Below are 26967 nucleotides of genomic sequence, written 5' to 3' on the forward strand. Positions count from 1 at the left end.
CCCCCGTGATCGGCGATGGTTGAATTGCAGCCGCCGATGGCATCCCCATGCCATCGGCGGTGCACGATCAGCCTTCGGCGGCGACCAGCTCGGCCAGCTGCACGGCATTGAGCGCGGCGCCCTTGCGGATGTTGTCCGACACGATCCACAGGTTCAGACCGTTGGGGTGCGACAGATCCTCGCGGATACGGCCGACATACACGGCATCGTTGCCCGACGCATGGGTCACCGGGGTCGGATAGCCACCGGCTTCATGCTTGTCCACCACTTCCACGCCCGGCGAGCGCGACAGCAGTTCGCGCGCGGCGGCCACGGTGACCTTGTCGCGGGTTTCGATGGTGACCGCTTCGGAGTGGCCGTAGAACACCGGCACGCGCACCGCGGTGGGGTTCACCAGGATGCTGTCGTCGCCGAGGATCTTCTTGGTTTCCCAGACCAGCTTCATCTCTTCCTTGGTGAAGCCGTTCTCCAGGAAGTCGTCGATGTGCGGGATCAGGTTGAACGCGATCTGCACCGGGAACCGCTGCGGGTCGATCTGCTGGAAGCTGAGCAGCTGGCCGGTCTGCTTGCCCAGTTCTTCCAGGGCCGAACGACCGCCACCGGACACGGACTGGTAGGTGGCCACGTTGATGCGCGTGATGCCGTACTGGCGGTGCAGCGGCGCCAGTGCCACCAGCATCTGCATGGTGGAGCAGTTCGGGTTGGCGATGATGCCGCGCGGGCGGTTCTTCAGCGCCTCCGGGTTCACTTCGGACACCACCAGCGGCACGTCGTCGTCGTAGCGGAAGGCCGACGAGTTGTCGATCACCACCGCACCGGCCGCGGCGAACTTCGGGCCGAACTCCTTGGACACGCTGCCACCGGCGGAGAACAGCGCGATGTCCACGCCCTTGGGGTCGAAGTCGGCCAGGTCCTGGACCTTGATCTTTTCACCGCGGTAGTCGATTTCACCGCCGGCCGAGCGCGAGGACGCGAGCAGGCTCAGCGAGGCGATCGGGAAGTCGCGCTCGGCGAGGATGGACAACATGGTTTCGCCGACGGCGCCGGTGGCACCGACGACAGCGACGTGGAAACGACGATCTGCATTGCTCATGGGGGAACCTCGTGTTGGGTGTACCGACCTGCGGTCGGTACCTGCCGTGTTTGGGGAATGTGTGCCGACCAACGATCGGTACCTGCCGTGCCTTGGGTGTGTACCGACCAACGGTCGGTACCTGCCGGTTCGGGAACCTCGCCTGTTGGCCGGGGAGGTTCCCTATCGTTTTGCGTCGTCGATTTTTTTGCCGCCCACGGTCGCGCGGCCGATGTGCGCGGCGGCCACAGCGTCGGCGTTGATCGCGCTCGGCGGGCGGCCGGCGTTCGGCCCCAGGCCCAGCGCGGCGATGAGGTTGTCCACGGCCAGCTGCACCATCGCCCGGCGCGTGGCCTGGCTGGCGCTGCCGATATGCGGGGTCAGCACGATGTTGTGCAGGGCCAGCAGTTCCGGGCGCACCGTGGGCTCGCCTTCGAACACGTCCAGGCCGGCGGCGGCAAGGCGGCCGTTGGCCAGGGCATCGGCCAGCGCGACCTCGTCGACGATGCCGCCGCGGGCGATGTTCACCAGGGTCGCGGTCGGCTTCATCTTCGCCAGCGCGCCGGCGTCGATGATGTGGTGCGAGGACGCGCTGTAGGGCAGCACCAGTACCAGGTGGTCGGCCTGGGCCAGCAGCGTGTCGAGGTCGACGTACTGGGCGCCCACCTCGGCTTCGGTGGCGTCGGGCAGGCGCGAGCGGTTGTGGTACAGCACGCGCATGCCGAACCCGAGCGCGCCGCGGCGGGCGATGCCCTGACCGATGCGGCCCATGCCCAGGATGCCCAGCGTGCTGCCGTGGATGTCCGCGCCGAGCAGGGTCTGGAACGACCACTGGCCCCACTGCCCGTCACGCAGCCAGCGCTCGGCCTCGGTGATGCGGCGGGCGGTGGCCATCAGCAGCGCGAAGCCGAGGTCGGCGGTGGTTTCGGTCAGGACGTCCGGGGTGTTGCTGGCCAGGATGCCGGCCGCGCTGAGCGCGTCCACATCCAGGTTGTTGTAGCCCACGCCGACGTTGGCGATCGCGCGCAGCTGTGGCGCGTTGGCGATCTCGGCCGGGCCGATGCGCTCGTTGAGGGTGATCAGGGCACCCTCGACGCGGGACAACTGCTCGGCCAGCATCTGCGGGGTATAGCGGGTGACATCGCCGGTCATGGTCAGGTCGACATGCTGCCCGAGCTGTTCGACCACATCGTCGAACAGCGGCTGGCTGACCCATACCCTGGGGCGGCGATCAGCCATCGATCGTGCCCGGAATGCGCGGGGTGATGTCGCCGACGTCGCCGCACTGCGCGCGGTGGCGCAGGGCCTGGTCCATCAGCACCAGCGCCATCATCGCCTCGGCGATGGGGGTGGCGCGGATGCCGACGCACGGGTCATGGCGGCCGGTGGTGATCACATCGACCGCGTTGCCGTTGGCATCCACCGTGGCACCGGGCAGGCGCAGGCTGGAGGTGGGCTTGAGCACGATCGAGGCGGTGATCTGCTGGCCGGTGGAGATGCCACCGAGGATGCCACCGGCGTGATTGCTGGCGAAGCCCTGCGGGGTGATCAGGTCGCGGTGTTCGGTGCCCAGCTGGGCGGCGCTGGCAAAGCCGTCGCCGATCTCCACGCCCTTGACCGCGTTGATGCTCATCAGCGCGGCGGCCAGATCACCGTCGAGCTTGCCGTAGATGGGCTCGCCCCAGCCGGGCGGGACGCCGTCGGCGACCACGTTGACGCGCGCGCCGACCGAGTCGCCGGACTTGCGCAGCGCGTCCATGTAGCTTTCCAGCGCGGGCACCTGTTCGGCAACCGGCCAGAAGAACGGGTTGTCTTCCACCGCCGACCAGTCATGCCCGGTGGGGGTGATCGCGCCCAGCTGGGACAGGTAGCCACGCACGGTTACGCCATGGCGCTGCTGCAGCCACTTCTTGGCGATGACGCCGGCGGCCACGCGCATGGTGGTTTCGCGCGCGGACGAACGGCCGCCACCGCGCGGGTCGCGGATGCCGTACTTCTGCCAGTAACTGTAGTCGGCATGGCCCGGGCGGAACTGCTGGGCGATGGCGGTGTAATCCTTGCTGCGCTGGTCGGTGTTGCGGATCAGCAGGGCAATGGGCGTACCGGTGGTGCGGCCTTCGTAGACGCCGGACAGGATCTCGACGTCGTCGGCTTCGCGGCGCGCCGAGGTATGCCGGCTCTTGCCGGTGGCGCGGCGCTGCAGGTCGTGGTCGAACTCACCGGCACTGATTTCCAGCCCCGGCGGGCAGCCATCGATCACGCAGCCGATCGCCGGACCATGCGATTCACCGAAGGTGGTGACGGTCAGCAGTTTGCCGAAGCTGTTGGAACTCACGGCCGCTGCGCTGCCAGTTCGGTGATGCGCGCGCTGTGGGCGATCAGCTCACGGCATTCGACGGCGAAGATGCCCATCTGGCCGACCTTGAATTCGATCCAGGCAAAGTCGACTTCAGGCAGGAGCTTGATGAGATGCTGTTCGGACTCGCCCACTTCGCAGATCAGCAGGCCGTCTTCGCTGAGGTGCAGCGGGGCGTCGCGCAGGATCTTGAGGACCAGGTCGAGGCCGTCGGGGCCGGCCCGCAGGCCCATGTCCGGCTCGTAGGAGTATTCCTGCGGCAGGGCATCGGTTTCGTCGTTGGTGACGTAGGGCGGGTTGGTGACGATGAGGTCGTAGTGGCGGCCGGTGAGGCCGGTGAACAGGTCGGACTTGATCAGGGTGACGTTGTGCGCCTGGAGGCGGTCCTTGTTTTCATGCGCCAGGGCCAGGGCATCGTCGCTGAGGTCGACGCCGTCCACTTCCCAGTTGGGGTAGTAGTGGCCGATGGCGATGGCGATGCAGCCCGAGCCGGTGCACAGGTCAAGGGCGCGATGGACGTCACGGCCGGCCAGCCAGGGTTCGAAGCCGGTTTCGATGAGTTCGGCGATGGGCGAGCGCGGGACCAGGGCGCGGCTGTCGCTCTTGAAGCTGAGGCCGGCAAACCAGGCTTCGCCGGTAAGGTAGGCGGCGGGCAGGCGTTCGTTGATGCGACGTTCGAACAGGGCCAGTACCTCGGCCTTTTCAGGCGTGGTGACGCGGGCGGCGCCGTAGGCGGGGCCGAGGTCATGCGGGAGGTGCAGGCTGTGCAGGACGAGCTGGGTAGCTTCGTCCAGGGCGTTGTCGTAGCTGTGCCCGAAGGTGAGGCCTGCGGCATTGAAACGGCTGGTGCCGTAGCGGATCAGGTCGATGATCGTGTGAAGTTCGGCGGCCGTTTCGGCAGTCATGGCAAGGCAACAGACAGTGTGGCCCCCGATTATAGGCGACCCCATGCCCCCCGGCATCCGTTGCAGTCGAAAGTGGTTGGGTTGGGGGTTTGGAGGCTTGGAGCGAGGTCAAGGTCAACTTCAACGTCAAAGGCGGCGCTGCGTTGGTGGCGGGCTTGGTCGGGGTGGGTGGGGTGGCAGGGCACGCTGCAAGTCCCGCTCCGCGGCCCGGCCCAGCCGCTGGCGGCTGGGCGTTCGGGCGCATGCGAGGCAGTGCCTCGCATGCAATGCGCCCTCACCCTTGTAAGCTCCGTCGCCGCATCCATGCGGCTCAGGGCCCTGCCAACCCACCCCCACCGCCCCCCGACACACTGTCTTTGCCGCACTGAGAGCAGATCAAGGGCAAGAGCCAGAGCAGCCTCCTGCGCCCGCACGGGGTGGGAGAGGTAGTGCCGAGCCTTGCTCGGCACCTCCCTACCTTCCCCACAACCTGACCCCCTCCCCTCGCACCAACCCCAACCGCCCTGCCAGTGAAATGCACTGGCCCGCCCCACCTTGCCCGTGCCTCGGGCCTTGCCTTGGCTCTTGCCCTTACCCAAGGGGCACCAGCCATCTGTCGAGCGTCGGCACGGGTGGGGTTGCGGGGCCCTGAGGCGCATGGATGCGCCGACGGGGCTTACAAGGGTGAGGGCGCATTGCATGCGAGGCACTGCCTCGCATGCGCCCGAACGCCCAGCCGCCAGCGGCTGGGCCGGGCCGCGGAGCGGGATTTGCAGCGTGCCCCGCAACCCCACCTGTGCCGGCGCCGCCTCCGATCACCGCACACCAAGGCTCCGGCTTCAAAGCTCCGGCTCCGGCTCCGGCTCTGGCTCCAGCTTCTGCTCCGGCTTCAGATTTCGCCTCTGCTTCAGACTTACCGCTCTTAAAAAGAAACCCCAACCCACCCCAAAAGACCCAACAGCGCCGCTGCCGCCCCTATCATGGTGGCCCCTTCCGGGAACGGGCTTTCCATGTTCAATCGCAACGTCGGCATCATCCTGCTCATCGCCCTGGCCGCCGGCCTGGGCCTGGTCGCCGCGCAGAAAGTGTTCGCGCCCAAGCCGGCCAGCGACCGCCCCGCTACCGAATCGATCACCTTCTACCCCCAGCCCCGGCCCTTGCCTGACTTCAACCTCAGCCAGTCCGACGGCACCCGGCTCATTCCCGGCGAGCTCAAAGGCCACTGGACCCTCGTGTTCCTGGGCTTCACCTTCTGCCCCGACGTCTGCCCCACCACCCTGGCCGACCTCGCCCAGGCCCAGAAGCAGTGGGAAGCCCAGCCCGACACCCTGCGCCCCCGCCTTGTCTTCATCTCCGTGGATCCCGAACGTGACACCCCCACCCGCCTCGGCGAGTACGTGCACGCCTTCCACAAGGACACCCTGGCCGCCACCGCCGACGTCCCCTCGCTCGAGCGCTTTGCCACCTCCCTCGGCTTCGTGTTCCAGAAGGTCCCCGGCAAAGACTTCGATGAAAACCCCCAGGATTACACCCTCGAACACTCGGCCAGCCTGGCCGTGCTCGACCCGGACGGCAAACTTGCCGGCCTGATCCGTCCCCCTTTCAATGCGCAGGCCATTGCCCGCGATCTGCAGACGCTGACCGAGAAAACCGCACCATGAGCCTGACCACCACGCTGACCTACGTCCTGCCCCACCGTCTGCTGTCCTCGATGGCGCGGCGCCTGGCGTATTCCAGCAACCCGCGGATCTCACGTTGGTTGATTGACACTGTCACCGAGAAGTTCGGCGTCAACCTGGCCGAGGCCGCCAACCCCGACCCGCGCAGCTACGCCACCTTCAACCAGTTCTTCACCCGTGCGCTCAAGCCCGGCGCCCGGGTGGCCGCGCCCGACCCGCGCACCCTGGTGATGCCCGCCGATGGCCGCATCAGCCAGCTCGGCGCGATCGAGGACGGCCGCATCTTCCAGGCCAAGGGCCAGTCGTTCACGGCCGCCGAACTGCTGGGCGACGCCAAGGATGCCGAGGTGTTCCACCACGGCCTGTTCGCCACCGTGTACCTGTCGCCCAAGGACTACCACCGCGTGCACATGCCGTGGACCGGCACCCTGCGCGAGACCGTGCATGTGCCAGGACGTCTGTTCAGCGTAGGCCCGGCGGCGGTCAACAACGTACCCGGCCTGTTCGCCCGCAACGAGCGCCTGGTCTGCCATTTCGATACCGACTTCGGCCCGATGGTGTCGGTGATGGTGGGCGCGCTGCTGGTATCCGGCGTGGAAACCGTGTGGGGCGGTGAGGAGATCCCGGCCTACGGCGACACGATTACCCGCAAGGACTATCGCGGCAAGGGCATCACGCTGGAGCGGTTCGCGGAGATGGCACGCTTCAACTACGGCTCCACCGTGATCATCCTGCTACCGCCGGGCGTGGCCGAGTTCGCCCCGCACCTCGATGCCGAGCATGCCGTGCAGCTCGGACAGGCGCTGGCCACCCTGAAGTGACGGTGGTGCCGGGCGCGTAATCGACGCGCACAAAAAAACGCCCCGGGAAACCGGGGCGTTTTTTGTGCGCGATCCGCTGCGGTCAGATCTCGACCGGGCCCACGTCCATGCCGTCGTAGTCTTCCACGCCATTGGCTTCGGCCAGCGCCTGCAGCTCCTGGTTGCGGGCGTCCAGCGAGGCTTCGCTGTGCACCTCGGCGCGCTCCACGTGCAGCACGTGGTACGGCGCCTCGCCCTCTTCCAGGTCCGGCTCGAAAATCTCGACCAGGCTGTAGCCCATGCCGACCAGCTTCTCGCCCAGGCCGCTCAGCGGCTCGGGAGTGGTGTTGACGAAGAAATAGCCCCACAGCATCGGGCCATTGAGGTCCCAATCGGTGTTTTCGCGGATGTTGGCGAACATCTCGTTGATTGCGGTGATATCCATCGTCTTGTCCTGTCTGCGTGACCCGGTGGCCGAAAGGGAGTGGCCGCGGGCGTGATGCCGGCAGCCTACTCCATTGGGCGTGTGCTTACTTGCCGCAGCCCTGCAGCTTGAGCACCTGACCCTGCCTGAGCGCGTAGGCCGGGGCCTTGAGACCGTTGGCACGGGCCAGTTCACGCACGTCGCACTGGAACTTGTCGGCGATCGACCCCAGGGTCTGGCCCTTGCCTACCTTGTGGTTGCGGACCGGCTTGGCCTTGGGCTTTGCCGCCGGCGTGGCCACCGGGGCGACCGGGGTAGCGGCCACCGCGCTGGCCTGCACCTGTGCCACCGGCACCACGCTGCCCACGGCCACGTTGCCGGTGTAGCTGGCCGCGGCGGGGCGCACGATCGCCGCGTTGAGATCGGCGGTGATCAGGGTGCGTGCCAGGTCCGCGCGCGGGCCGCTCACGCAATAGCGGTTGTACAGCCCGGCGATGCGGGTGGTGGCGTTGATCGTGGTACCGGCGGGAATCCAGCCGTCGGCCTCATAGCGCGGGTTGAGGTTGCGCAGCGCGCGCATGTAGCCGTCGCGGGTGCCGGCACTGCCCAGGCAGATGGTCAGCTCGTAGATGGTGGTGGACTTGGCCAGGCGGATCGTCGCCGGCTGGGCGCTGATCTTCGGGAACTCCACACCGTACTGCTGCGGGTGCAGGAAGATCCAGGCCGCGGCGATCACCATCGGCACGTAGTCCTTGGTTTCACCGGGGAACTGGTTGTACACGCTGTCCACCCAGAAGCCCTGGCCGCCGCTCTGCTTGAAGACGCGTACCGCCCGGCCTTCGCCGCCGTTGTAGCCGGCCAGCGACAGCTCGACACTGCCATTGAGTTCGCGCATGCGCTCGTTGAGATAGGTAGCGCTGGCCTCGGCCGCGCTGCGCGCGTCGAAGCGGGTGTCGAAGCCGGTGCCATCCGGGCCCAGCCCGAAACGGCGGCCGGTAGCCGGCATGAACTGCATCAGGCCAGCGGCACCGGCGCGCGAGGAGGCGTGCACGCGGCCATTGGATTCCTTGGCCATGATCCCGAACAGCAGCGCCTCGGGCAGGCCACGCTTCTCCCACTCGGGCCACATCACCTGGCGCAGGTTCTGGTAGTTCTCGTAGGTCGTCATCAGGGCCGGGCGCATGTCGGTGAGCCAGCGGCGGATGCCGGCCTGCACCGCCGGGTTGTACTCGACCATGTTGTCGAAGGCGTGGCGCTTGTCGTTGAGCAGCGCGGCCGCACGCGCCGCTTCGGGCACGTCGGCCGACAGCGGGCCGATGTGGTCCGGGTCGGCTTCCAGCAGGCCGCCGTCGCTGGCCAGTTCGTCGCCCTCGCCGTCACGGGTGTCGGCGTTGTCCTTCAGCAGGCGCTTGTAGGCCGGCAGCATGTTGCTGACCTGGCAGCCCTTCTGGGCGACACAGGCGCTGATCACATCCTCCATGTCCTCCAAGGCTGCATCGCCTTCGTTCTTGCCCTTGGGATCGGCATTGGCGACCAGCACCAGCGCGTCGCGATAGCGCTTCTCGGCGGCGGCCATGCGCTGGTCCAGCGCCTCGATCTTCACCCGGTCGCGGGCCGAAACCCGCTGTGCATGGGCCTCCGGCACGAACGAGAGCATTGCAGCGAGCGCCAACAGCGGCCAACCACGGACAAGCAAGACAGGAACGGGCATTTTTGGCACTGTGTGCGAAAGATGGGGCAGAGTAGCCGCGCCGCTTGCATCGGGGCAACCCGGTCGGCCCGGCAACCTGCGCCGACGTTTAGAATCCCGCCCATTCACACAGCACCAGCACAAGCGAGTTGACCATGGATCCGATCCTGCTCGGCAAAGGCATCACCGACGATATCGCCGTGACCCTGCAACCCCGCCTGGGCAATCGCCATGGCCTGGTGGCCGGGGCCACGGGGACCGGCAAGACCGTCACCCTGATGACCCTGGCAGAAGGTTTTTCGCGGATCGGCGTGCCGGTGTTCCTGGCCGATGTGAAGGGCGACGTGTCCGGCCTGGCGGTGCCCGGCGCCGGCACCGAGGCGCTGCTGCAGCGCGCGAAGGACCTTGGCGTGGCCGACTACGCGCCCGCCGCCAGCCCGGCGATCTTCTGGGATCTGTACGGCAAGCTGGGGCACCCGGTGCGCACCACGGTGAGCGAGATGGGCCCTACGCTGCTGGCGCGGATCCTGGAGCTCAACGACACCCAGTCCGGCGTGCTCGACATCGTGTTCAAGCTGGCCGACGACCGCGGCCTGCTGTTGCTGGACCTGGATGACCTGCGTGCCCTGCTCGGCCTGGTCGCCGACGAACGCAAGGACATCTCCACCGAGTACGGCCTGGTCAGCGCGCAGACGGTGGCGGCGATCCAGCGCTCACTGCTGCGGCTGTCGCAGGACGGCGGCGAAGCCTTCTTCGGCGAGCCGGCGCTGGAACTGGCCGACATCATGCGGGTCAACCATGACGGCCGCGGCGTGATCGGCATCCTGGCCGCCGACCAGCTGGTCCTCAAGCCCCGGCTGTACTCGACGTTCCTGCTGTGGCTGCTGTCGGAACTGTTCGAGACCCTGCCCGAAGTGGGCGACCTGGACAAACCCAAGCTGGTCTTCATCTTCGACGAGGCCCATCTGCTGTTCGACGATGCGCCGGCGTCACTGGTGCAGCGCATCGAGCAGGTGGTGCGGCTGATCCGCTCCAAGGGCGTGGGCGTGTACTTCTGCTCGCAATTCCCCGACGACGTGCCGGCCAACATCCTGGGGCAGCTCGGCAACCGCGTGCAGCATGCGCTGCGCGCCTTCACCCCGCGCGACCAGAAAGCGGTGAAGACTGCTGCCGAAACGTTCGTGCCCAATCCCAAGCTGGACGTGGCGGCCGTGCTGGCCAAGCTCGGCACCGGCGAGGCGCTGGTGTCCACCCTGCAGGACAAGGGCATCCCCTCGCCCGTGCAGCAGACCCAGATCGCGCCGCCGCGCTGCCGGATGGGCGCCATCACCGAGGCCGAACGCGCCCAGGTGCGTGCCGGCAGTCCGGTGGGCAGCCGCTACGACACCGCGATCAACCGCGAGTCGGCGGCCGAACTGCTGGCCCAGCGCGCGCAGAAGGTGGTTGCGCAGGCCGATACGCCCAAGGCCCGCACACGCGAGCAGGACGAACAGCAGGAAGGCGGCTTCGGCCAGTCGATCAAGGACGCCATCTTCGGCACCAAGCGCCGCCAGGGCATGATCGAAACCATGGCCAAGCAGACCACCCGGACCGTGGGCAGCAAGCTGGGCAACCAGATCGTGCGCGGCATCCTGGGTGGGCTGTTCGGCGGCAGGCGCTGAGCGATTCGATGTCGCGTTGGCGTCCCCCGGCGGAAAAGAGTACGGCCCTGATCACCGCACAGGGCCACCAGCGGTTGAAAGCGGAACTGGACGACCTGTGGCGGATGCGCCGGCCGGAGGTGGTCAAGGCCCTGGCCGCGGCGGCGGCCGAGGGGGATCGTTCGGAGAACGCCGAGTACACCTACCGCAAGAAGCAGCTGGGCGAGATCGACCGACGCGTGCGCTACCTGACCAAGCGGCTGGAATCGCTGCGCGTGGTCGACACCACCCCGACCGACCCGCAGGCGGTGTTCTTCGGCGCCTGGGTGGAGCTGGAGAACGTGGACAGCGGCGATACCAGCCGCTACCGCATCGTCGGCCCGGACGAAACCGACGCCGCCACCGGCTGGATCAGCATCGATTCGCCGCTGGCCCGGGCGCTGCTGAAAAAGCGCGTGGACGACGAGTTCGAAGTCGAGCTGCCCAGCGGGCGCACCGGCTTTGCGATCCTGGCGGTGGAGTACGGCGCGGGCTGAGCCGTTGGCATTGTTCAACGCACGGCGTTACCGCGTGGTGCGCTGCTGTCGGCGGTTGTTTGGGAACCCACCCTACCGTGCGGGGCCTTACGCGCCGTGCGGCGCGGGATAGCGCCTGCCCTCGCGCAGCGGCCGGAAGTAATCGGCTTGCCGGTAAAACGGCGCGTCCTGCTGCGGTTGCCAGCCGGGAATACCCATCAGCGGCAGCGGCCGCAGTTCCAGCGGGTCGTTGAGGACGCGTCCGGTATCGATCATCCGTGCGACCCGCGCCACGGCGCGCCCATCCTCGTCGGCGCACACCACCACGCACTTGCCCACCAGCAGACGCCCCGGCAACAACGCCTGCTCCATCAATGCGTGGCCAACCACCGCCGCCACGGCGATTTCACCGCTGCGCCACCGCCCGGCCCCGTCCGCGAACAACGCCGCCCAGTCGTGCCGGTCCCAGGCCTGCAGCACCGCAGGATCGCGCACCCGCACGATCACGCCGGTTTCGTCGAACTGGGTCAGCGCGGCCTGCGCACGGTTGCGCTGCTGCGGCCCGTGGCAGCCGATATGCAGGCATTGGCGCGCGTTGAGCGCATTCTTGATGGCCGGATGTCGTGCCCACACCAGCGCGTTGAACAGGTCGTGCCAGTTCGCCGCGCGGGTGGCAATGCGGCCCTGGGCAATGCGTTGTTCGTAATGCAGGCCGTCGGCCAGCAGCGCGTCGTCCTGCTCGACCAGATGCCGGCCGGGCAACGCCAGGCGGGCATCGAGCGCCGCGACGGTCGGCCAGTCGGCCGCCGTCATCAGGTCGGCGTAGCGGGAAAACCCGGCAAACAGCGGCCGGGCGAAGACGTCCGCCGCCACCACGCCACGCGGCGGTGCGATGAAACGGCGGCGCGTGCCACCGGCATCGACCGCCGCCGTCACAGCACCTGCAGGTCGAACGGCTTGCGCGCGGCGTCCACGATCAACGCGTCGCCATACAGGTCGTGGTCGTCGCTCTCGGTGATCTCCACGTCGACGAACTGGCCCACGCGCAGGCGGGCTTCCTCGGCGTTCTGGATATGCACCAGGCCATCGATCTCCGGCGCGTCAGCCTTGGAACGAGCCACGGCGATACCGTCTTCGATCGCATCAACCAGGCACTGCTGCACGGTGCCGATCTTGGCTTCCAGGCGTGCCGCGGAAATCTCCGCCTGACGGGCCATGAAGCGCGCCAGGCGCTCCTGCTTCACTTCCTCGGGCACGGCATCGGGCAGGTCGTTGGCCGTCGCACCGGTCACCGGCGAGTAGGCGAATGCGCCCACGCGGTCCAGCTGCGCCTCGTCCAGGAAGCTCAGCAGCTCCTCGAACTCGGCGTCGGTCTCGCCGGGGAAGCCGACAATGAAGGTCGAGCGCACCGTGATGTCCGGGCACAGCTGGCGCCAGCGCTGCACGCGCTCGAGGGTCTTGTCGACCGCACCCGGGCGCTTCATCAGCTTCAGGATGCGCGGGCTGGCGTGCTGGAACGGGATGTCCAGGTACGGCAGGATCCGGTTCTCGGCCATCAGCGGCACGATCTCGTCCACGTGCGGGTACGGGTACACGTAGTGCATGCGCGTCCAGGCATCCAGTTCGGACAGGCCTTCGCACAGCGCCTTGAGCCGGGTCTGGTAGGCCTTGTCGCGCCACATGCGTTCGGCGTACTTCACATCCACGCCATAGGCCGAGGTGTCCTGCGACACCACCAGCAGTTCCTTCACCCCACCGCGCACCAGGCGCTCGGCTTCGCGCAGCACCTCATCCACCGGGCGCGAGACCAGCTTGCCGCGCATCGACGGGATGATGCAGAAGCTGCACGTGTGGTTGCAGCCCTCGGAAATCTTCAGGTAGGCGTAGTGGCGCGGGGTCAGCTTGATGCCGTAGTCGGGCACCAGGTCCACGAAGGGATCGTGCCTGGGCGGCAGCGCGGCGTGCACGGCCTCCATCACGCTCACGTAGTCCTGCGGGCCGGACACTGCCAGCACGTTCGGGTACGCCTCGCGGATCTGTTCGGGGCGCTTGCCCAGGCAGCCGGTGACGATCACCTTGCCGTTGGCGTTCATCGCCTCGCCGATCGCATCCAGAGACTCGGTCACGGCCGAATCGATGAAGCCGCAGGTGTTGACCACCACGACGTCGGCCGCATCGTAGGAGGGCACGATGTCGTAGCCCTCCGAGCGCAGCTGGGTGAGGATGCGTTCGGAATCGACGAGCGCCTTCGGGCAGCCAAGGCTGACGAAGCCGACTTTGGGGTTCAGCTGGGACATGGAATCGCGGGACTCTGGGGGCCTGGGCCCATGCCGGAATGGCGTGGGGACCTGGGGCCGGAAACGGCGGCAAGTATACCGGCGTTGGGCCCCGGGCTCTGAATGGCATCGGGCCGATCCCGCCAGACCCGGCACGGTCGCTGACACCGCCCTAACCGGCGCGCGGCCGATAATGAACGCCTGAACCAACAGGAGTCACGCATCATGGGTGAGTGGGTCACGCTCGATACGCACCACGGTCCGGTCCGGGCCTGGCAGGCCACGCCGACGGGCAAACCGCGTGGCGGGCTGGTGGTCATCCAGGAGATCTTCGGTGTGAACGCGCACGTGCGCGAGGTGGCCGAAGGCTTTGCGGCGCAGGGCTATGCGGTGCTGGCGCCATCGTTCTTCGACCTCATCGACGGGGTCGAGGCCGACCCGGATGCGCTGCCCTACGACCCGGACGGGGTGAAACAGGGGCTGGAACGGGTGAACGCGCTGGGCGTGGAGAAGGCGCTGGAGATCGTCCGCGCGGCGGCCTCGCGGCTGGCGCCGGCCGGCAAGGTAGGCACGGTGGGCTACTGCTGGGGCGGCAGCATCGCGCTGTTGTCGGCGCTGCGGCTGGGCCTGCCCTCGGTGAGCTACTACGGCGCGCGCAACGTGCAGTTCCTGGACGAAACACCCAAGGCCCCGGTGATGTTCCACTTCGGGGCCAAGGACAAGAGCATCCCGCCCGAGGCCATCGCCGCCCACCGCGAGAAGCTGCCACAGATGGCCACCTTCGTGTACCCGGCCGACCACGCCTTCAACCGCAGCGTCGGACATGCGTATGATCCAGACAGCGCCACCCTGGCGCTGGAACGCACCCTGGACTTCTTTGCGGAGCATCTTGGATGAGCGAGTTCGAACTGGATCCACGCCTGGCCACCGACAGCGTAATGGTAGCAGAAGGGCCGTTGTCGCAAGTACGGTTGATGAATGACGAGCGTTACCCCTGGTTGATCCTGGTGCCCCGGCTGGCCGGCATCACCGAATGGATCGATCTGGACGGCGATCAGCAGGACAAGCTGCGCACCGAGTTGAACCGTGCCTGCAAGGCGCTCAAGGGCACCGACGGCGTGGAGAAGATCAACATCGGCGCGCTGGGCAACATCGTGCGCCAGTTGCATTTCCACGTGATCGGGCGCCACGTGGGCGATCCGGCGTGGCCGGGCCCGGTGTGGGGCCAGGGCCAGGCACACCGTTTCGATCCGGACGTGTTGGCCGAACGTGTCGCGCACTGGAAGGAACGGCTAGGATATTCGCCCCAGCCCTAGCGGACCCTGCCCCTGATGCGTTCCAACCTCGTCGCTGCCATCGTCCTGATCCTCGTCGGCCTGTTCCTGCTGGCCAGCAACCTGGGCTGGACCAACATGAACATGGGGAAGCTGATCCTCACCTGGTGGCCGGTGGTGCTGGTGGCGGTGGGCATCGGGCTGCTGTTCGGACGCGGCAAGTAGAGCGGACCGCTGGTCCGCTGCTTTTGGGTCCGCTGCTTTTGGGTTACCACGCCGCACGCCGGACCAAGCCACAAAAAAGCGCGGAGCTATCCGCGCTTTTTTCGTTGCGGACGGTCGACGTAACGGATCGCGCAACCGCAGCCGACCAACGGTCGGCTCTACCCGTCAGGCGACCTGGCGGACCGCAGTGCGCGCATCGGGTTTACATGATGCGCGCCAGCACGCCCGGGGATCGATCAGGTGCGCCGCGCCACCCGCGCGGCCATCAGGTCCGCGGCAGGGTCACGCCGGTCTGGCCCTGGTACTTGCCACCGCGGTCCTTGTAGGACGTCTCGCAGATATCGTCCTTGTCGGCCTGGAAGAACAGCATCTGGGCCACGCCTTCGTTGGCATAGATGCGCGCCGGCAGCGGCGTGGTGTTGCTGAATTCCAGGGTCACATGCCCTTCCCACTCCGGTTCCAGCGGGGTCACGTTGACGATGATGCCGCAGCGCGCATACGTGCTCTTGCCCAGGCACACCACCAGGGTGTCACGCGGGATGCGGAAGTACTCCACGGTACGCGCCAGCGCGAAGCTGTTGGGCGGGATGATGCACTCATCGCCCACGATGTCCACAAAGCTGCCCGGGTCGAAGTGCTTGGGGTCGACGATGGTGGAGTTGATGTTGGTGAACACCTTGAACTCGCGCGAGCAGCGCACGTCGTAGCCGTAGCTGGAGGTGCCATAGCTGACGATGCGCTGGCCGTTGGCCTGCTTGACCTGGCCGGCTTCAAACGGCTCGATCATCGCCTGCTGTTCGGCCATCTGACGGATCCAGCGGTCACTCTTGATGCTCATGGGGGGGTCCTGGGTGCGGAAAGGAACAACGGCACCGCCAACGGGCGCCCGGGCCACGATTCTAAACAGGCACCCGGGTTGCGGCCAGCCGCGATGCAGGGGGCGCAGGCGACAAGGCCAGGCAATGCCGGGCCTTGTGCGGTTCAGACGTGTCAGGCCGCGGCCCGGGCGGTCAGATCAGGGACGACAGAATCGGGATGCTGGCGCGCGGGCGCTTGCCCACTTCGTCGATCAGGCGCTCGGCCGCGTGCAGGTAGGCCTGGGCGGCTGCCGAGTCCGGCTGCGCCGCAGTGATCGGGGTGCCGGCGTCGCCCTGCTCGCGGATGCCGATTTCCAGCGGCAGCGACCCCAGTAGCGGCACGCCGTACTGGGCGGCCATGCGCTCGCCACCGCCGTCGCCGAACAGGTGTTCGCGGTGGCCGCAGTTGCTGCAGGTGTGCACGGCCATGTTCTCGAGAATGCCCAGCACCGGCACTTCCACCTTCTCGAACATCTTCAGCGCCTTTCTGGCATCCAGCGTGGCGATGTCCTGCGGCGTGGTGACGATCACCGCGCCGGCCAGCGGAATCTTCTGGGTCAGCGTCAACTGGATGTCGCCCGTGCCCGGCGGCAGGTCGATCAGCAGGTAATCGAGGTCGTCCCACAGGGTGTCGTTGAAGAACTGGGTCATCGCCGAGGTGGCCATCGGGCCGCGCCAGATCATCGGCGTCTCGTCTTCGATCAGGTAGCCGATCGACATGGTCTCCACGCCGAAGGCGCGCATCGGTTCGATCGACTTGTTGTCCGGGCTTTCCGGGCGGCCGCTAAGGCCGAGCATGGCCGGCACACTCGGGCCGTAGATGTCGGCATCGAGCAGGCCCACGCGCGCGCCCAGCTTGGCCAGCGCCACGGCCAGGTTCACCGCCGTGGTGGACTTGCCCACGCCGCCCTTGCCCGATCCCACGGCAATCACGTTGCGGATGCGCGGATGCGGGCTGAGCCCTTTCTGCACCTGGCTGGCGTGGGGACGACGCGACTGACTGGGGCTCACTGCATGACTCCGAAGAAGCGATTGCGCTGAACTGCGCAGTATACAAGTCGCCATCCAAGCCCGTGGCGCACACCACGCAGGGCAGCTGGCACGGCGACAGCCTGAACACATCCCCACCCGGCGGCGCGATGTCCACGGACAGCAGAGGACAAGGATGCGCGGTCCACCCCCCCCCAAGGTTTCAAACGAAACTATTCCTGTTAATTCAAGCACTTGGGGGGCTTGGAAGCCGCATTCCCTTGTCCTGCAACGGTTTGCAGATCATGTCTTTATGACGCGCTGATGAACAGTTGACACGACAAGTTAAGCCCATGTTAATCTCGGGTCATCAGCGCGTGATGCTGGTGAAGAGGGCCTCCCAGCGAGACCTCGAAGGGGCACAAGGACGTCGGCCACGGGTGCACCACCCGGCGGGCGCCGGGTGCAAAAAAAGACTTTTAGGGGGTTTCACCAATGACGAACCGCACTCTGCTCAGCCGCAATCCGCTGAGCTTTGCCATGGCCACGGCCCTGGTTGTATCGGCCATCTCGCCGGCTTTCGCCCAGGACAGCAGCAGCGCGTCGGGCACCGAAACCCGCGGCGCTACCCAGCTGGACAAGGTCACCGTGACCGGCTCGCGCATCAAGCGCGCCGAAGTGGAAGGCCCGGCTCCGGTGGTCGTGGTGACCTCCCAGGACATCGAAAAGCAGGGCTTCAACACCGTCTATGACGCGCTGACCACCCTGAGCCAGTTCACCGGTTCGGTGCAGAACGAACTGTCCGGCGGCTTCACCCAGAACGCCAGCTTCCTGAACCTGCGCGGCCTCGGCCCGGGCTATCAGCTGGTGCTGATCAACGGCCGCCGCGCCACCGACTACCCGCTGCCCTACAACGGTCAGTCCAACGCGGTGAACCTGGCCAACATCCCGGCCGCCGCCATCGATCGCATCGAAATCCTGTCCGGCGGCGCATCGGCCATCTACGGCTCCGACGCCGTGGCCGGTGTGGTCAACATCATCATGAAGACCAACTTCGAGGGCGACACGGTCACCCTGCGCGGTGGCACCACCACCCAAGGTGGCGGTGACTCGGGTCGCTTCCAGTGGGTCGGCGGCAAGACCGGCAGCAACTGGAGCCTGACCTACGCCTTCGAGGCCCTGGAGCGCGAGGCGATCTACGCCAGCCAGCGCGATTTCATGGATTCCTACCGTGACGACCCCTCGGTTGATCCGGCCGACGCCACCGCAGTGGAATCGGTGCGCTTCACCGTCAACCGGGGTGCCGGCGCCATTCGCGAATGGCCGGCACCCGGCGGGCTGGAGGAAGTGTGCGGCCGCTTCGCCGAGTTTGAAACATTCAAATCCACACCGACCGCTGCCGCGCCGAACCGTTGCGGTTACTTCGGTTACCCGGCTACCCAGTCGATCCGCAACTCCGACAGCACCCAGTCCGGCTACCTGTACGGCACCTACGACTTCACCGGCGGCATGCAGGCCTGGGCGCAGCTGAGTGCCTCACGTTCCGAAGCCAAGCTGGCCGGCGCCACCCGCTTCTTCTCCAGCGGTGGTTCGCTGGGCATCACCAGCCATTACGACCCGCAGTTCGGCGGCACCGTCGGCAACGTGCAGCGCATCCTGACTCCGTCCGAAGTGGGCAGCATCGGGGCGCAGAACAACTTCATCGAGAAGTCGCTGGACGTGGCCGTCGGCCTGCGCGGCAACTTCGGCGAGAAGTTCGACTGGGACGCCACCGTGTCCCACTCGCGCTACACCGCCGATGACAACTTCAACTGGCCGGTCGCCAGCCGCATCCGCGACTTCTTCTATGGTCCGCAGCTGGGCACCCGTCCCAACGGGCTGCCGATCTACCGCCTGAATGTCGACCGCCTGCTGAACCCGCTGTCGCCGGAAGACGTCGCCGCCTTCAGCGACAACTTCTCCAACACTTCGTCGTCGCAGGCCTCGCAGGCCACCTTCGGCGTCAGCGGCGACCTGTTCGAGCTGCCGGCCGGCCCCCTGGCCATGGCCGGCGTGCTGGAAGCGGCGCGGCAGAAGTACGACGTCTCGCCGGACGCGCGCATGGCGCAGGATTACACCGGCAACGACGGTCCGCTGGGCCGCACCGCAACCGGCGGCGGTGGCGATCGCAACCGCTACGCAGTGGGCCTGGAGTTCAGCATCCCGATCGTCAGCACCCTGAAGGCCAACCTGGCCGGTCGTTACGACAAGTACGACGATGCCAGTTCGGTCGACGGTGCTTCCACCTGGATGGCGGGCCTGGAATACCGCCCGTTCGAAAGCCTGCTGCTGCGTGGCAGCCATGCCACCAGCTTCCGCGCGCCGGACATGCACTACATCTTCGCGCAGCCGTCGGGCTTCTTCCTCAATGGTGCACTGGACGAGTACCTGTGCCGTCGTGATGGGCGCAACCCGCTCAGCAACAGCGATTGCGGCAGCGGCACCACCTATAGCTATTCGATCGAAGGTCAGCGCGAGGGAAATCGCAACCTGAAGGAAGAGACCGGCAAGTCCACCACCGTCGGCTTCGTCTGGGATGTGATGGACCAGATGTCGCTGAGCGTGGACTACTACAACATCGAGCTGAAGGGCGCGGTCAAGGACATTTCCTACGGCTACCTGATGCGTAATGAAGCCGACTGCCGCCTGGGCAAGACCCGTGATGGGCAGCCCGTGGATGGCACCTCGGCCGCATGCGACTACTTCCGCAGCCTGGTTACCCGTGAAGGGATCGACCCGGTCACCGGCGCCGATGAACGCGTTGTGGACTACCACTCGGTGCCCTTCAACCAGGCCAACCAGAAGACCTCCGGTCTGGACGTGGCGTGGAAGTACAAGATCGATACCGACCGCTGGGGCGATTTCGACCTGGGCCTGAACTGGACCCACGTGCTGAAGCTGGAAGACCAGGAGTTCCCGGGCAGCGGCACGCGCAACGTGCGTGACCACAAGCAGTTCTTCAACTTCCGCAGCCGCATCAACTGGACCGCCAGCTGGGAACGCGACGATTGGGCAACCACCGTGTACGGCTACCGCTGGGGCTCGCTGCCGAACTGGGCTGAAACCGGCCGCATCGGGTCGTACGTGGTCTGGAACGCCAACATCCAGAAGAAGGTCACCAACAAGGCCACCATCGGTTTGTTCGTGAACAACGTCTTCGACGAGATGTCGCCCAAGGATGACACCTACAACTCCTACCCGTTCTTCTTCTACAACTACAGCCCGATCGGCCGCGAGGTCTTCGTGCAGTTCGAGTACAAGCTGAACTGATCGATCCGAGTTGCATCGAAGAGCCCGGCTTGCCGGGCTCTTCGCTTTGCAGGACATGAAACCTGTCTCATCCATCTGGAGAAATGCGTATGAAGCGCATGTTGCCCCTCCTGGCGCTGGTCGTGTCGACCGCAGCCCCGTCGGCGCTGGCCGCCGCCCCCCAACAGCCCGTCAAGGATTTCGTCGGGCATGCCTCCTACAGCTCGGTCAAGATCTCGCCCACCGGCGAGTACCTGGCGATCACCGTCGACCAGGGTGACCAGGACGTGCTGACCGTCATCCGCACCAGCGACCTGAAGCCGATCAAGGTCAACACACTGCCGGAGAAGAAGAGCGTCGGCTCGTTTTACTGGACCAGCCCGGACCGGTTGCTGTTCAACGCGGTCAAGAAGCTCGGCGGCTATGCCTCGCCGATGTCCACCGGCGAGTGGTATGCCGTCAATGCCGATGGCAGCCAGCCCCGCCCGCTGATCTACTACGGCACCCGCGATGCCACCCAGCGCGGCAAGGAAGTCAGCCGCGAGAGCTTCTCGCTGCTGGACACCCTCAAGGACGACGACCAGAACGTCATCATGCAGGTGACGTCGGCGCGTTCGTCTGAAGGTGCCAACACCGAAGTGGTGCGCATGGATACCGTCAGCGGCCGACGCACGTCGCTGGGCCGCGCGCCCAAGGAAAACTGCAGCATCGCGCTGGATGCCGCCAAGGAGCCGCGCTTCGCGGTGTGCACCTCGAGCAAGAACGAGGAAGGCGAGTACGAAGAGCGCAGCGAACTGTACCGCCGCGATGGCAGCGGCTGGACGCTGCTCAATGCTTCCAAGGCCGACGGCAAGCACCTGGACGTGATCACCACGACCAACACCGGCACCGTGTACGCCACCCAGGACGACGACAAGGCACCGGCGGCCGTCGGCACCCTGGACACCACCACCGGCGCGTTCAAGTCGCTGTTCCAGGACCCCACCGCGGAGGTGTCCAACTACATCTGGTCCACCGATGAAAGCACGCTGGTGGGCGTGGTTACCGAGGCGGCCGCGCCGGCGGTGAAGCTGATCGACGAAAACCACCCCGACGCCGAGCTGTACGCCTCGCTGGCCGCGGCCTTCGAGGGGCAGATGGTCGACTTCTCCAGCTACACCCAGGATGGCCGGAAGATCATCGTCAGCGTCTACAGCGACAACAATCCGGGCGAGCTGTACCTGTACGACCGCGACACCGGCAAGGCCCGCTTCCTGATGTCACGCCGTCCGCAGATCGACAAGAAGAACATGGCGTCGATCAAGCCCTTCAGCATCACCACCCGCGACGGCAAGAAGGTGTTCGGCTACCTCACCCTGCCCAACGGGTCGGACGGCAAGAACCTGCCTTTGGTGGTGAACCCGCACGGCGGCCCGATCGGCCCGCGCGACAACTGGGGCTTCAACCCGGAAGCCCAGCTGTTCGCCAACCGCGGGTACGCCACCCTGCAGGTGAACTTCCGTGGTTCGGCCGGGTACGGCAAGGCCTTCCAGGACGCCGGCCACCGCCAGTGGGACCAGGGCATCCAGAACGACATCCTGGAAGCCACCCACTGGGCCATCAACAGTGGCTACGTGGACCGCAACCGCATCTGCATCTACGGCGGCAGCTTTGGCGGCTACTCGGCGCTGATGGCCCCGATCCGCGAACCGGGCCTGTTCAAGTGCGCGTTCGGTTACGTGGGCGTGTACGACGTGGACATGCTGTTCAAGAAGGGCGACATCCCGCAGCGTGACTCGGGCCTGCGCTACCTGCGCCGCACCCACGGCACCGAACGCGCCGACTGGAATCGCGCCTCGCCTGCGCTGCGTGCGGCCGAGGTCAAGATCCCGGTCTACCTCGCCGCCGGCGCCCGTGACGTACGTGCCGTGCCCGAACAGACCGAACTGATGAACAAGGCACTGATCGCCGCCGGCAACAAGCCGGAAGGCATGATCATCCAGAGCGGTGAAATGCACGGATTCTACGGCGAGGAAGCGCGCGTGAACCTGTATACCGAAATGCTGAAGTTCTTCGACCGCCACATCGGCGCGGGCGGCATCACTCCGGCCCGCAACTGAGACCGGTGACCGTGCCGCAGCCGCACGGTTGACGTAGGCTGCATTGCCGGGTGGGTACGCCCACCCGGCGCTTCTTCACACATGCGATGGAACACATTTCTATGAAACACCGGCAATGGATGGCAACACATGTTCTGTTGGCGGCGCTGCTGGCCGCGCCTGCGGCCTGGAGTGCAACCCCGGCACCGCCCGACCCCACCCAGGACCAGCTGATGATCACTGCTGGCTTCCTCAATGGTCATCCCGACCTGCGCTTCCGCCTGCTGGCCCTGGAGAAGCACAAGGCCGGCAAGCGCGAAGATGCCTTCCGCTTCTTCCAGTACGCCGCGCAGTACGCCGACAAACCCTCCCAGGGCATGGTCGCCGAGATGCTCTGGAATGGCGACGGTACCCCTCAGGACCGTGCGCTGGGTTATGTCTGGATGGACCTGGCGGCCGAACGCGGCTACGAAGGGTTCGCGGGCCTGCGGGAGCGTTACTGGAGCCAGCTTACTGAAGCCGAACGCGCGCGTGCGCTCGCCGAAGGCGAAGCGGTCTACGCCCGTTACGGTGATGCCGCCGCCAAGCCCCGCATTGCCGCGGTGCTGCGCCGCGAGCGCAAGGCGGTCACCGGCAGCCGCACCGGTTTTGCCGGCAATCTGCGCATCGTGGTTCCCGGTCCGAGCGGCTCGCGCGAGATCGATGGCTCCAAGTTCTACGACGAACGCTTCTGGGACCCGGCCAAGTACCAGGCCTGGCATGACGCGGTCTGGACCAAGCCGCGTATCGGCACGGTCGATGTGGGTGGCGTGGAACAGGTCAAGGCCGGGGATGCAACCTCGCGCATTCCCGTGGTGAGCCCGGTGCAGGACCTGCCCGAACCGGATGCCGGCAGCGAAATGCCGCAGCTCGAACCGACCGGCGGCAAGCCCTGACCAGGGCCCGCATCGGCTGCATGGGCGGTCGGTATGGTGTCGGCAGTTGTTGTCACCCGCGCAGGATCACCTGCGCGGCGTTATGCCCCGGCGCACCGGTCACCCCGCCGCCGGGATGCGTGCCGGACCCGCACAGGTACAACCCCGGCAACGCACCGCGGTAATCGGCCTGGCCCAGCATCGGGCGCGCACTGAACAGCTGGTTGAGGCTCAGCGCGCCATGGAAGATATCCCCGCCGATCAGGCCGAAGGTCCGCTCCAGATCCAGCGGGCTCAATACCTGCCGGCCCAGCACCGAGGCGGCAAACCCCGGCGCATGCTGTTCCACCGTGGCAATCATCAGGTCGGCCACTTCATCGCGATGATCGTCCCAGCTGCTCCCGTGCGGCAGCTGCGGCGCCACGTGCTGGCAGAACAGGCTGGCCACGTGCTGGCCGGGCGGCGCCAGCGAATCGTCCAGCGTACTGGGAATGAGCATCTCCACGATCGGCTCGCGCGACCAGCCGTGCTGGCGCGCATCGGAGTAGGCGCGGTCCATGTAATCCAGCGACGGGGCGATGATGATGCCGGCGGTTAGGTGGTCACCCGCACCGGGCAGGCAGCGGAAGTTGGGCAACTGCGACAGCGCGACGTTCATGCGGAAGGTGCCCGAGCCGCAGCGCCAGTTGGCCATGCGTTCGCGTGTGGGCGCCGGCACCTCGTCGGCGGCCAGCAGTTGTTCGTAGAGCAGTTTCGGGTTGACGTTGGCCACCACCGCGCGGGCGTCGATGCGCTCGCCGTCCAGCGTCTCCACGCCCACCGCCCTGCCCGCCTCGACCCGCACGCGGCGCACGCCGGCATCGGTGCGGATCTGCGCGCCGGCCTGCACGGCCGCGCGCGCCATCGCCTGGGTGATCGCGCCCATGCCGCCGATGGCATGGCCCCAGGCACCCTTGACCCCGTTGCTCTGCCCGAACGCATGGTGCAGCAGCACGTAGGCGGTGCCCGGCGCGTACGGGCTGGCGTAGTTGCCCACCACGCCGTCGAAGCCGAACAGCGCCTTGATCGGCTCGCTTTCGAACCAGCGGTCCAGGTACTCGGCCGCGGAAATGGTGAACAGGTCCAGCAGCTCCTGACGCAGCGCAGGCGACAAGGCGTGCAGGCGACGCCCCAGCTGCCCGGCCCGCCACAGTTCGGGCAGGGCCTGCAGCCAATGCCCGCTGCCCACATTGGGCGGCGCCTGCAGCGCCACGGCGCGCAGCACGTCGGCAAATACCTCCAGCCGCTGTTCGTACACCGGCAACCGCTGCGCATCGCGTGCGGAGAACCGGCGCACCTCGGCCTGGGTAAGACCGGTGCCGGCCAGCAGGTGACCGCCGTCGGGCAGCGGCAGGAAATTGTTGATGCGGCGTGGTACCACCGTCAGCCCGTGCGCTGGCAGGTCCAGGTCGGCGATCACCTTGGGCTGCAGCAGGGACACCGTGTAGGACGCCACCGAGTTGCGGAAACCGGGATGGAACTCCTCGGTAACCGCCGCGCCGCCCACCACCCCGCGCCGCTCCAGCACCAGCACGCGCTTGCCGGCGCGCGCCAGGTACGCCGCGCACACCAGGCCGTTGTGCCCGGCACCGATGATGACTGCGTCCCACGCCTGCGCTGAAGGGTTTGCCATGGCCGTTATATACACCGCCACGGCGGGGCGTGTCGCCCGACGTGCCCCGGGCTTTGCCGCTGCGGTCGTCCGGGCGTGCCGAAGGCGGTGGCCTGCCCCACGCAGGTGCGGCTTGCCATCGGCCATGACCTTCGACACCCTTGCAGGTCGGGCCAGCGGCGTATCGTCTGGCCCACGGCCCCGCGGGGGCCAGCCCACGCATGACCCATCGGCCTGGAGGCCATTCACAGTGATCGCTCGCACTCCCAAGATTGTTCTGCTGACCCTGGCCGTTTCGGCCGCGCTGGTCGGCTGCGGCAAGAACGAAACCCCGGCTACGGACAGCGCGGCCTCCACCGCCGCACCGGCCACCCCTGCCGCTGCGGCCACCGAGTACAAGCTCGACGAAAGCAAGCTGCCGGCCTACAACGCCTTCCACCCGTCCGACCTGGACACCAGCCTGGACGCCTGCAACGCGTTCGGCGACTACGTCAACAGCAAGTGGCTGGCGGCCAATGAGATTCCGGCCGACCGCACCAGCTGGGGCGCCTTCACCATCCTGGACGAGCGTTCGGTGGCCGTGCAGCACCAGCTCGCCGAGCAGGTCGCGGCGGTGAAGAACCCCAGCGGCATCGAAAAGATCGTCGGTGACTTCTGGGCCACCGGCATGGACGAAGCCAAGATCAACGCGCAGGGCATCGAGCCGATCAAGGCCGACCTGGCGGCCATCGACGGCCTGCAGAGCAAGGAGGCGGTCGCCGACTTCCTGCGCAGCAGCGCGGCCAAGGGCGAGAACGTGCTGTTCGGCTTCGGTCCGGAAGCGGACTTCAAGAACTCCAGCATGAACATGGCGTACGCCAGCCAGGGCGGCCTGGGCCTGCCGGACACCACCTACTACACCGACGCCAAGAACGCCGACAAGCTCAAGGCCTACCAGGCCCACGTGGCCAAGGTGCTGGAACTGTCCGGTGTTGCCGCCGCCGATGCGGCCAAGCAGGCCGCCGACGTGGTGAAGTTCGAAACCCGCCTGGCCAAGGCCTCCAAGTCCAGCGTCGAGCTGTCGCGCGATGTGTCGCTGTACTACAACCCGGTCACTCTGGCCGACGCGGACAAGCTGACCCCGAACTTCAGCTGGACCGAGTTCTTCAAGGCTCAGGGCGTGGCCGCGCCGGAGAAGTTCTCGCTGGCCATCCCGTCCTTCCACCAGGAAGTGAGCAAGGCGTTGGGCGACACCGATCCGTCGGTGTGGCGCGCCTACCTGCGCTTCCACACCGTGGACGGCGCCTCGCCGTACCTGGCCGATGCGTTCGTGCAGGAAAACTACGAGTTCTACGGCAAGACCCTGAACGGCCAGAAGGAAATGAAGCCGCGCTGGAAGCGCGTGCTGGGCACCATCGAGAGCGATGCCGGCGATGCGTTCGGCCAGCTGTACGTGAAGGTCGCCTTCTCGCCGGAAGCCAAGGCCAAGATGGAAGAGCTGGTCAAGAACCTCGCCGCCGCGCTGAAGGAGCGTATCCAGAACCTGACCTGGATGAGCGACGAGACCAAGGCCAAGGCCATCGCCAAGTGGGAAACCTTCACTCCGAAGATCGGCTACCCGGACAAGTGGCGTGACTGGAACGGCCTGACCACCGGTCGCGACAGCTACTTCGGCAATGTGCGCGCGGCCAATGCGTTCAACTACAAGTGGTCCCTGTCCAAGATCGGCAAGCCGGTGGACAAGACCGAGTGGGGCATGACCCCGCAGACGGTCAACGCCTACTACAACCCGCTGCAGAACGAGATCGTGTTCCCGGCCGCCATCCTGCAGCCGCCGTTCTTCGACCCGAAGGCCGACGACGCGCTCAACTACGGCGGCATCGGCGCGGTGATCGGCCACGAAATGACCCACGGTTACGACGACCAGGGCAGCCGCTTCGGGCCGACCGGCAACTTCGAGAACTGGTGGAGCGAGGCGGATACCAAGAACTTCGGTGGCCTGACCGGCAAGCTGATCAAGCAGTTCGACGGCTACAAGGTCGACGGCCAGGCGGTAAACGGCAAGCTGACCCTGGGCGAGAACATCGCCGACCTGGGCGGCGTGGCAACCGCCTACGACGCGCTGCAGAAGGCGTCGGCCGGCAAGGAAGATCCGAAGATCGACGGCTTCACCCGCGATCAGCGCTTCTACTTCAACTGGGCCACCGTGTGGCGCACCAAGTACACCCCGGAGAACGCCAAGGTCCGCCTGGCCACCGATCCGCACGCCCCTGCGCAGTTCCGCGCCATGGGCGCGCCGTCGAACCTGCCGACCTTCGCCGCTGCGTTCCAGTGCAAGGCCGGCTCGCCGATGGTCCGCGCCGGCGACCAGCAGGTCGTGATCTGGTAACCCATCG

General features: G+C 66.8%; 22 protein-coding genes. 11 read left to right on the forward strand and 11 right to left on the reverse strand.

The window, feature by feature from the left end; genetic code table 11:
* Nucleotides 1-67: 67 nt before the first annotated feature.
* The 4 genes from GQ674_RS13160 to prmB form a co-directional block, all read right to left on the reverse strand.
* Nucleotides 68-1093, reverse strand: a complete 1026-nt coding sequence (locus GQ674_RS13160; protein ID WP_128096366.1) for an aspartate-semialdehyde dehydrogenase — start codon at nt 1091-1093, stop codon at nt 68-70.
* A gap of 162 nt (nt 1094-1255) precedes the next feature.
* A complete protein-coding gene (locus GQ674_RS13165) occupies nt 1256-2311 on the reverse strand; it encodes a D-glycerate dehydrogenase (protein ID WP_159497436.1) in 1056 nt (351 codons plus the stop codon).
* The gene (gene aroC, locus GQ674_RS13170) at nt 2304-3407 is read right to left on the reverse strand and encodes a chorismate synthase (RefSeq protein ID WP_159497437.1); all 1104 of its coding nucleotides are present in this window, start codon (nt 3405-3407) and stop codon (nt 2304-2306) included. The genes GQ674_RS13165 and aroC overlap by 8 nt, the downstream gene beginning before the upstream one ends.
* Complete coding sequence (gene prmB / locus GQ674_RS13175) at nt 3404-4333, reverse strand: 50S ribosomal protein L3 N(5)-glutamine methyltransferase (RefSeq protein WP_128096363.1); 930 nt, start codon at nt 4331-4333, stop codon at nt 3404-3406. The genes aroC and prmB overlap by 4 nt, the downstream gene beginning before the upstream one ends.
* 989 nt (nt 4334-5322) lie before the next feature.
* On the opposite strand from prmB, the gene GQ674_RS13180 reads away from it, so the two are divergent.
* Together GQ674_RS13180 and asd are read left to right on the forward strand one after the other, a co-directional pair.
* Nucleotides 5323-5973 (forward strand): SCO family protein, encoded by a 651-nt coding sequence (locus tag GQ674_RS13180; protein WP_159497438.1) that lies wholly within the window; start codon nt 5323-5325, stop codon nt 5971-5973.
* On the forward strand, nt 5970-6812 hold the full coding sequence (gene asd, locus GQ674_RS13185) for an archaetidylserine decarboxylase (protein WP_159497439.1): 843 nt from the start codon (nt 5970-5972) through the stop codon (nt 6810-6812). The genes GQ674_RS13180 and asd overlap by 4 nt, the downstream gene beginning before the upstream one ends.
* Before the next feature lie 82 nt (nt 6813-6894).
* Here the strand turns inward: asd and GQ674_RS13190 are convergent, their stop codons facing one another.
* The gene (locus GQ674_RS13190; protein ID WP_128098174.1) at nt 6895-7236 is read right to left on the reverse strand and encodes a ribonuclease E inhibitor RraB; all 342 of its coding nucleotides are present in this window, start codon (nt 7234-7236) and stop codon (nt 6895-6897) included.
* Nucleotides 7237-7321: 85 nt separating this feature from the next.
* The gene (locus GQ674_RS13195) at nt 7322-8926 is read right to left on the reverse strand and encodes a transglycosylase SLT domain-containing protein (RefSeq protein WP_159497440.1); all 1605 of its coding nucleotides are present in this window, start codon (nt 8924-8926) and stop codon (nt 7322-7324) included.
* A gap of 134 nt (nt 8927-9060) precedes the next feature.
* Here GQ674_RS13195 and GQ674_RS13200 point away from each other — a divergent pair, with 134 nt between their 5' ends.
* Entirely contained in the window at nt 9061-10566 is a 1506-nt protein-coding gene (locus GQ674_RS13200) for a helicase HerA-like domain-containing protein (RefSeq protein WP_159497441.1), read from the forward strand.
* A gap of 8 nt (nt 10567-10574) precedes the next feature.
* Complete coding sequence (greB, locus tag GQ674_RS13205; protein WP_159497442.1) at nt 10575-11081, forward strand: transcription elongation factor GreB; 507 nt, start codon at nt 10575-10577, stop codon at nt 11079-11081.
* Nucleotides 11082-11168: 87 nt separating this feature from the next.
* Here greB and GQ674_RS13210 read toward each other — a convergent pair whose 3' ends face one another.
* Together GQ674_RS13210 and rimO are read right to left on the reverse strand one after the other, a co-directional pair.
* On the reverse strand, nt 11169-11996 hold the full coding sequence (locus GQ674_RS13210) for a DUF3025 domain-containing protein (protein ID WP_159497443.1): 828 nt from the start codon (nt 11994-11996) through the stop codon (nt 11169-11171).
* Entirely contained in the window at nt 11993-13357 is a 1365-nt protein-coding gene (gene rimO / locus GQ674_RS13215; protein ID WP_159497444.1) for a 30S ribosomal protein S12 methylthiotransferase RimO, read from the reverse strand. The genes GQ674_RS13210 and rimO overlap by 4 nt, the downstream gene beginning before the upstream one ends.
* A gap of 204 nt (nt 13358-13561) precedes the next feature.
* Between rimO and GQ674_RS13220 the strand changes: the two genes are divergently transcribed.
* Genes GQ674_RS13220 through GQ674_RS21515 form a run of 3 tightly spaced genes read left to right on the forward strand, consistent with a single transcriptional unit; the run spans nt 13562 to nt 14835 of the window.
* A complete protein-coding gene (locus tag GQ674_RS13220) occupies nt 13562-14233 on the forward strand; it encodes a dienelactone hydrolase family protein (protein WP_159497445.1) in 672 nt (223 codons plus the stop codon).
* Nucleotides 14230-14652, forward strand: a complete 423-nt coding sequence (locus GQ674_RS13225; protein ID WP_159497446.1) for an HIT family protein — start codon at nt 14230-14232, stop codon at nt 14650-14652. The genes GQ674_RS13220 and GQ674_RS13225 overlap by 4 nt, the downstream gene beginning before the upstream one ends.
* 15 nt (nt 14653-14667) lie before the next feature.
* Nucleotides 14668-14835: a DUF5668 domain-containing protein gene (locus tag GQ674_RS21515; RefSeq protein WP_019182647.1), complete on the forward strand. Its 168-nt coding sequence runs from the start codon at nt 14668-14670 to the stop codon at nt 14833-14835.
* Between the two features lie 265 nt (nt 14836-15100).
* On the opposite strand, the gene dcd is transcribed toward GQ674_RS21515, so the two are convergent.
* Nucleotides 15101-15673 carry a dCTP deaminase gene (dcd, locus tag GQ674_RS13230; RefSeq protein ID WP_038687170.1) on the reverse strand — a complete coding sequence of 191 codons (573 nt, stop codon included), beginning with the start codon at nt 15671-15673 and terminating at the stop codon, nt 15101-15103.
* A 172-nt stretch (nt 15674-15845) separates the two neighbouring features.
* Nucleotides 15846-16703, reverse strand: a complete 858-nt coding sequence (gene apbC, locus GQ674_RS13235; RefSeq protein ID WP_201290161.1) for an iron-sulfur cluster carrier protein ApbC — start codon at nt 16701-16703, stop codon at nt 15846-15848.
* Nucleotides 16704-17156: 453 nt separating this feature from the next.
* On the opposite strand from apbC, the gene GQ674_RS13240 reads away from it, so the two are divergent.
* From GQ674_RS13240 to GQ674_RS13250, 3 genes are all read left to right on the forward strand, one after another.
* Nucleotides 17157-19970, forward strand: a complete 2814-nt coding sequence (locus tag GQ674_RS13240; RefSeq protein WP_236546080.1) for a TonB-dependent receptor — start codon at nt 17157-17159, stop codon at nt 19968-19970.
* Between the two features lie 98 nt (nt 19971-20068).
* Complete coding sequence (locus GQ674_RS13245) at nt 20069-22048, forward strand: prolyl oligopeptidase family serine peptidase (protein ID WP_236546081.1); 1980 nt, start codon at nt 20069-20071, stop codon at nt 22046-22048.
* A 119-nt stretch (nt 22049-22167) separates the two neighbouring features.
* Nucleotides 22168-22962: a hypothetical protein gene (locus tag GQ674_RS13250; RefSeq protein WP_159497448.1), complete on the forward strand. Its 795-nt coding sequence runs from the start codon at nt 22168-22170 to the stop codon at nt 22960-22962.
* Nucleotides 22963-23014: 52 nt separating this feature from the next.
* Here the strand turns inward: GQ674_RS13250 and GQ674_RS13255 are convergent, their stop codons facing one another.
* Nucleotides 23015-24613 (reverse strand): NAD(P)/FAD-dependent oxidoreductase, encoded by a 1599-nt coding sequence (locus GQ674_RS13255; protein ID WP_159497449.1) that lies wholly within the window; start codon nt 24611-24613, stop codon nt 23015-23017.
* A gap of 232 nt (nt 24614-24845) precedes the next feature.
* On the opposite strand from GQ674_RS13255, the gene GQ674_RS13260 reads away from it, so the two are divergent.
* On the forward strand, nt 24846-26960 hold the full coding sequence (locus tag GQ674_RS13260) for a M13-type metalloendopeptidase (RefSeq protein ID WP_201290277.1): 2115 nt from the start codon (nt 24846-24848) through the stop codon (nt 26958-26960).
* Nucleotides 26961-26967: the final 7 nt, after the last annotated feature.

It is taken from the genome of Stenotrophomonas sp. 364, assembly GCF_009832905.1.
Lineage (GTDB): Bacteria > Pseudomonadota > Gammaproteobacteria > Xanthomonadales > Xanthomonadaceae > Stenotrophomonas > Stenotrophomonas maltophilia_AP.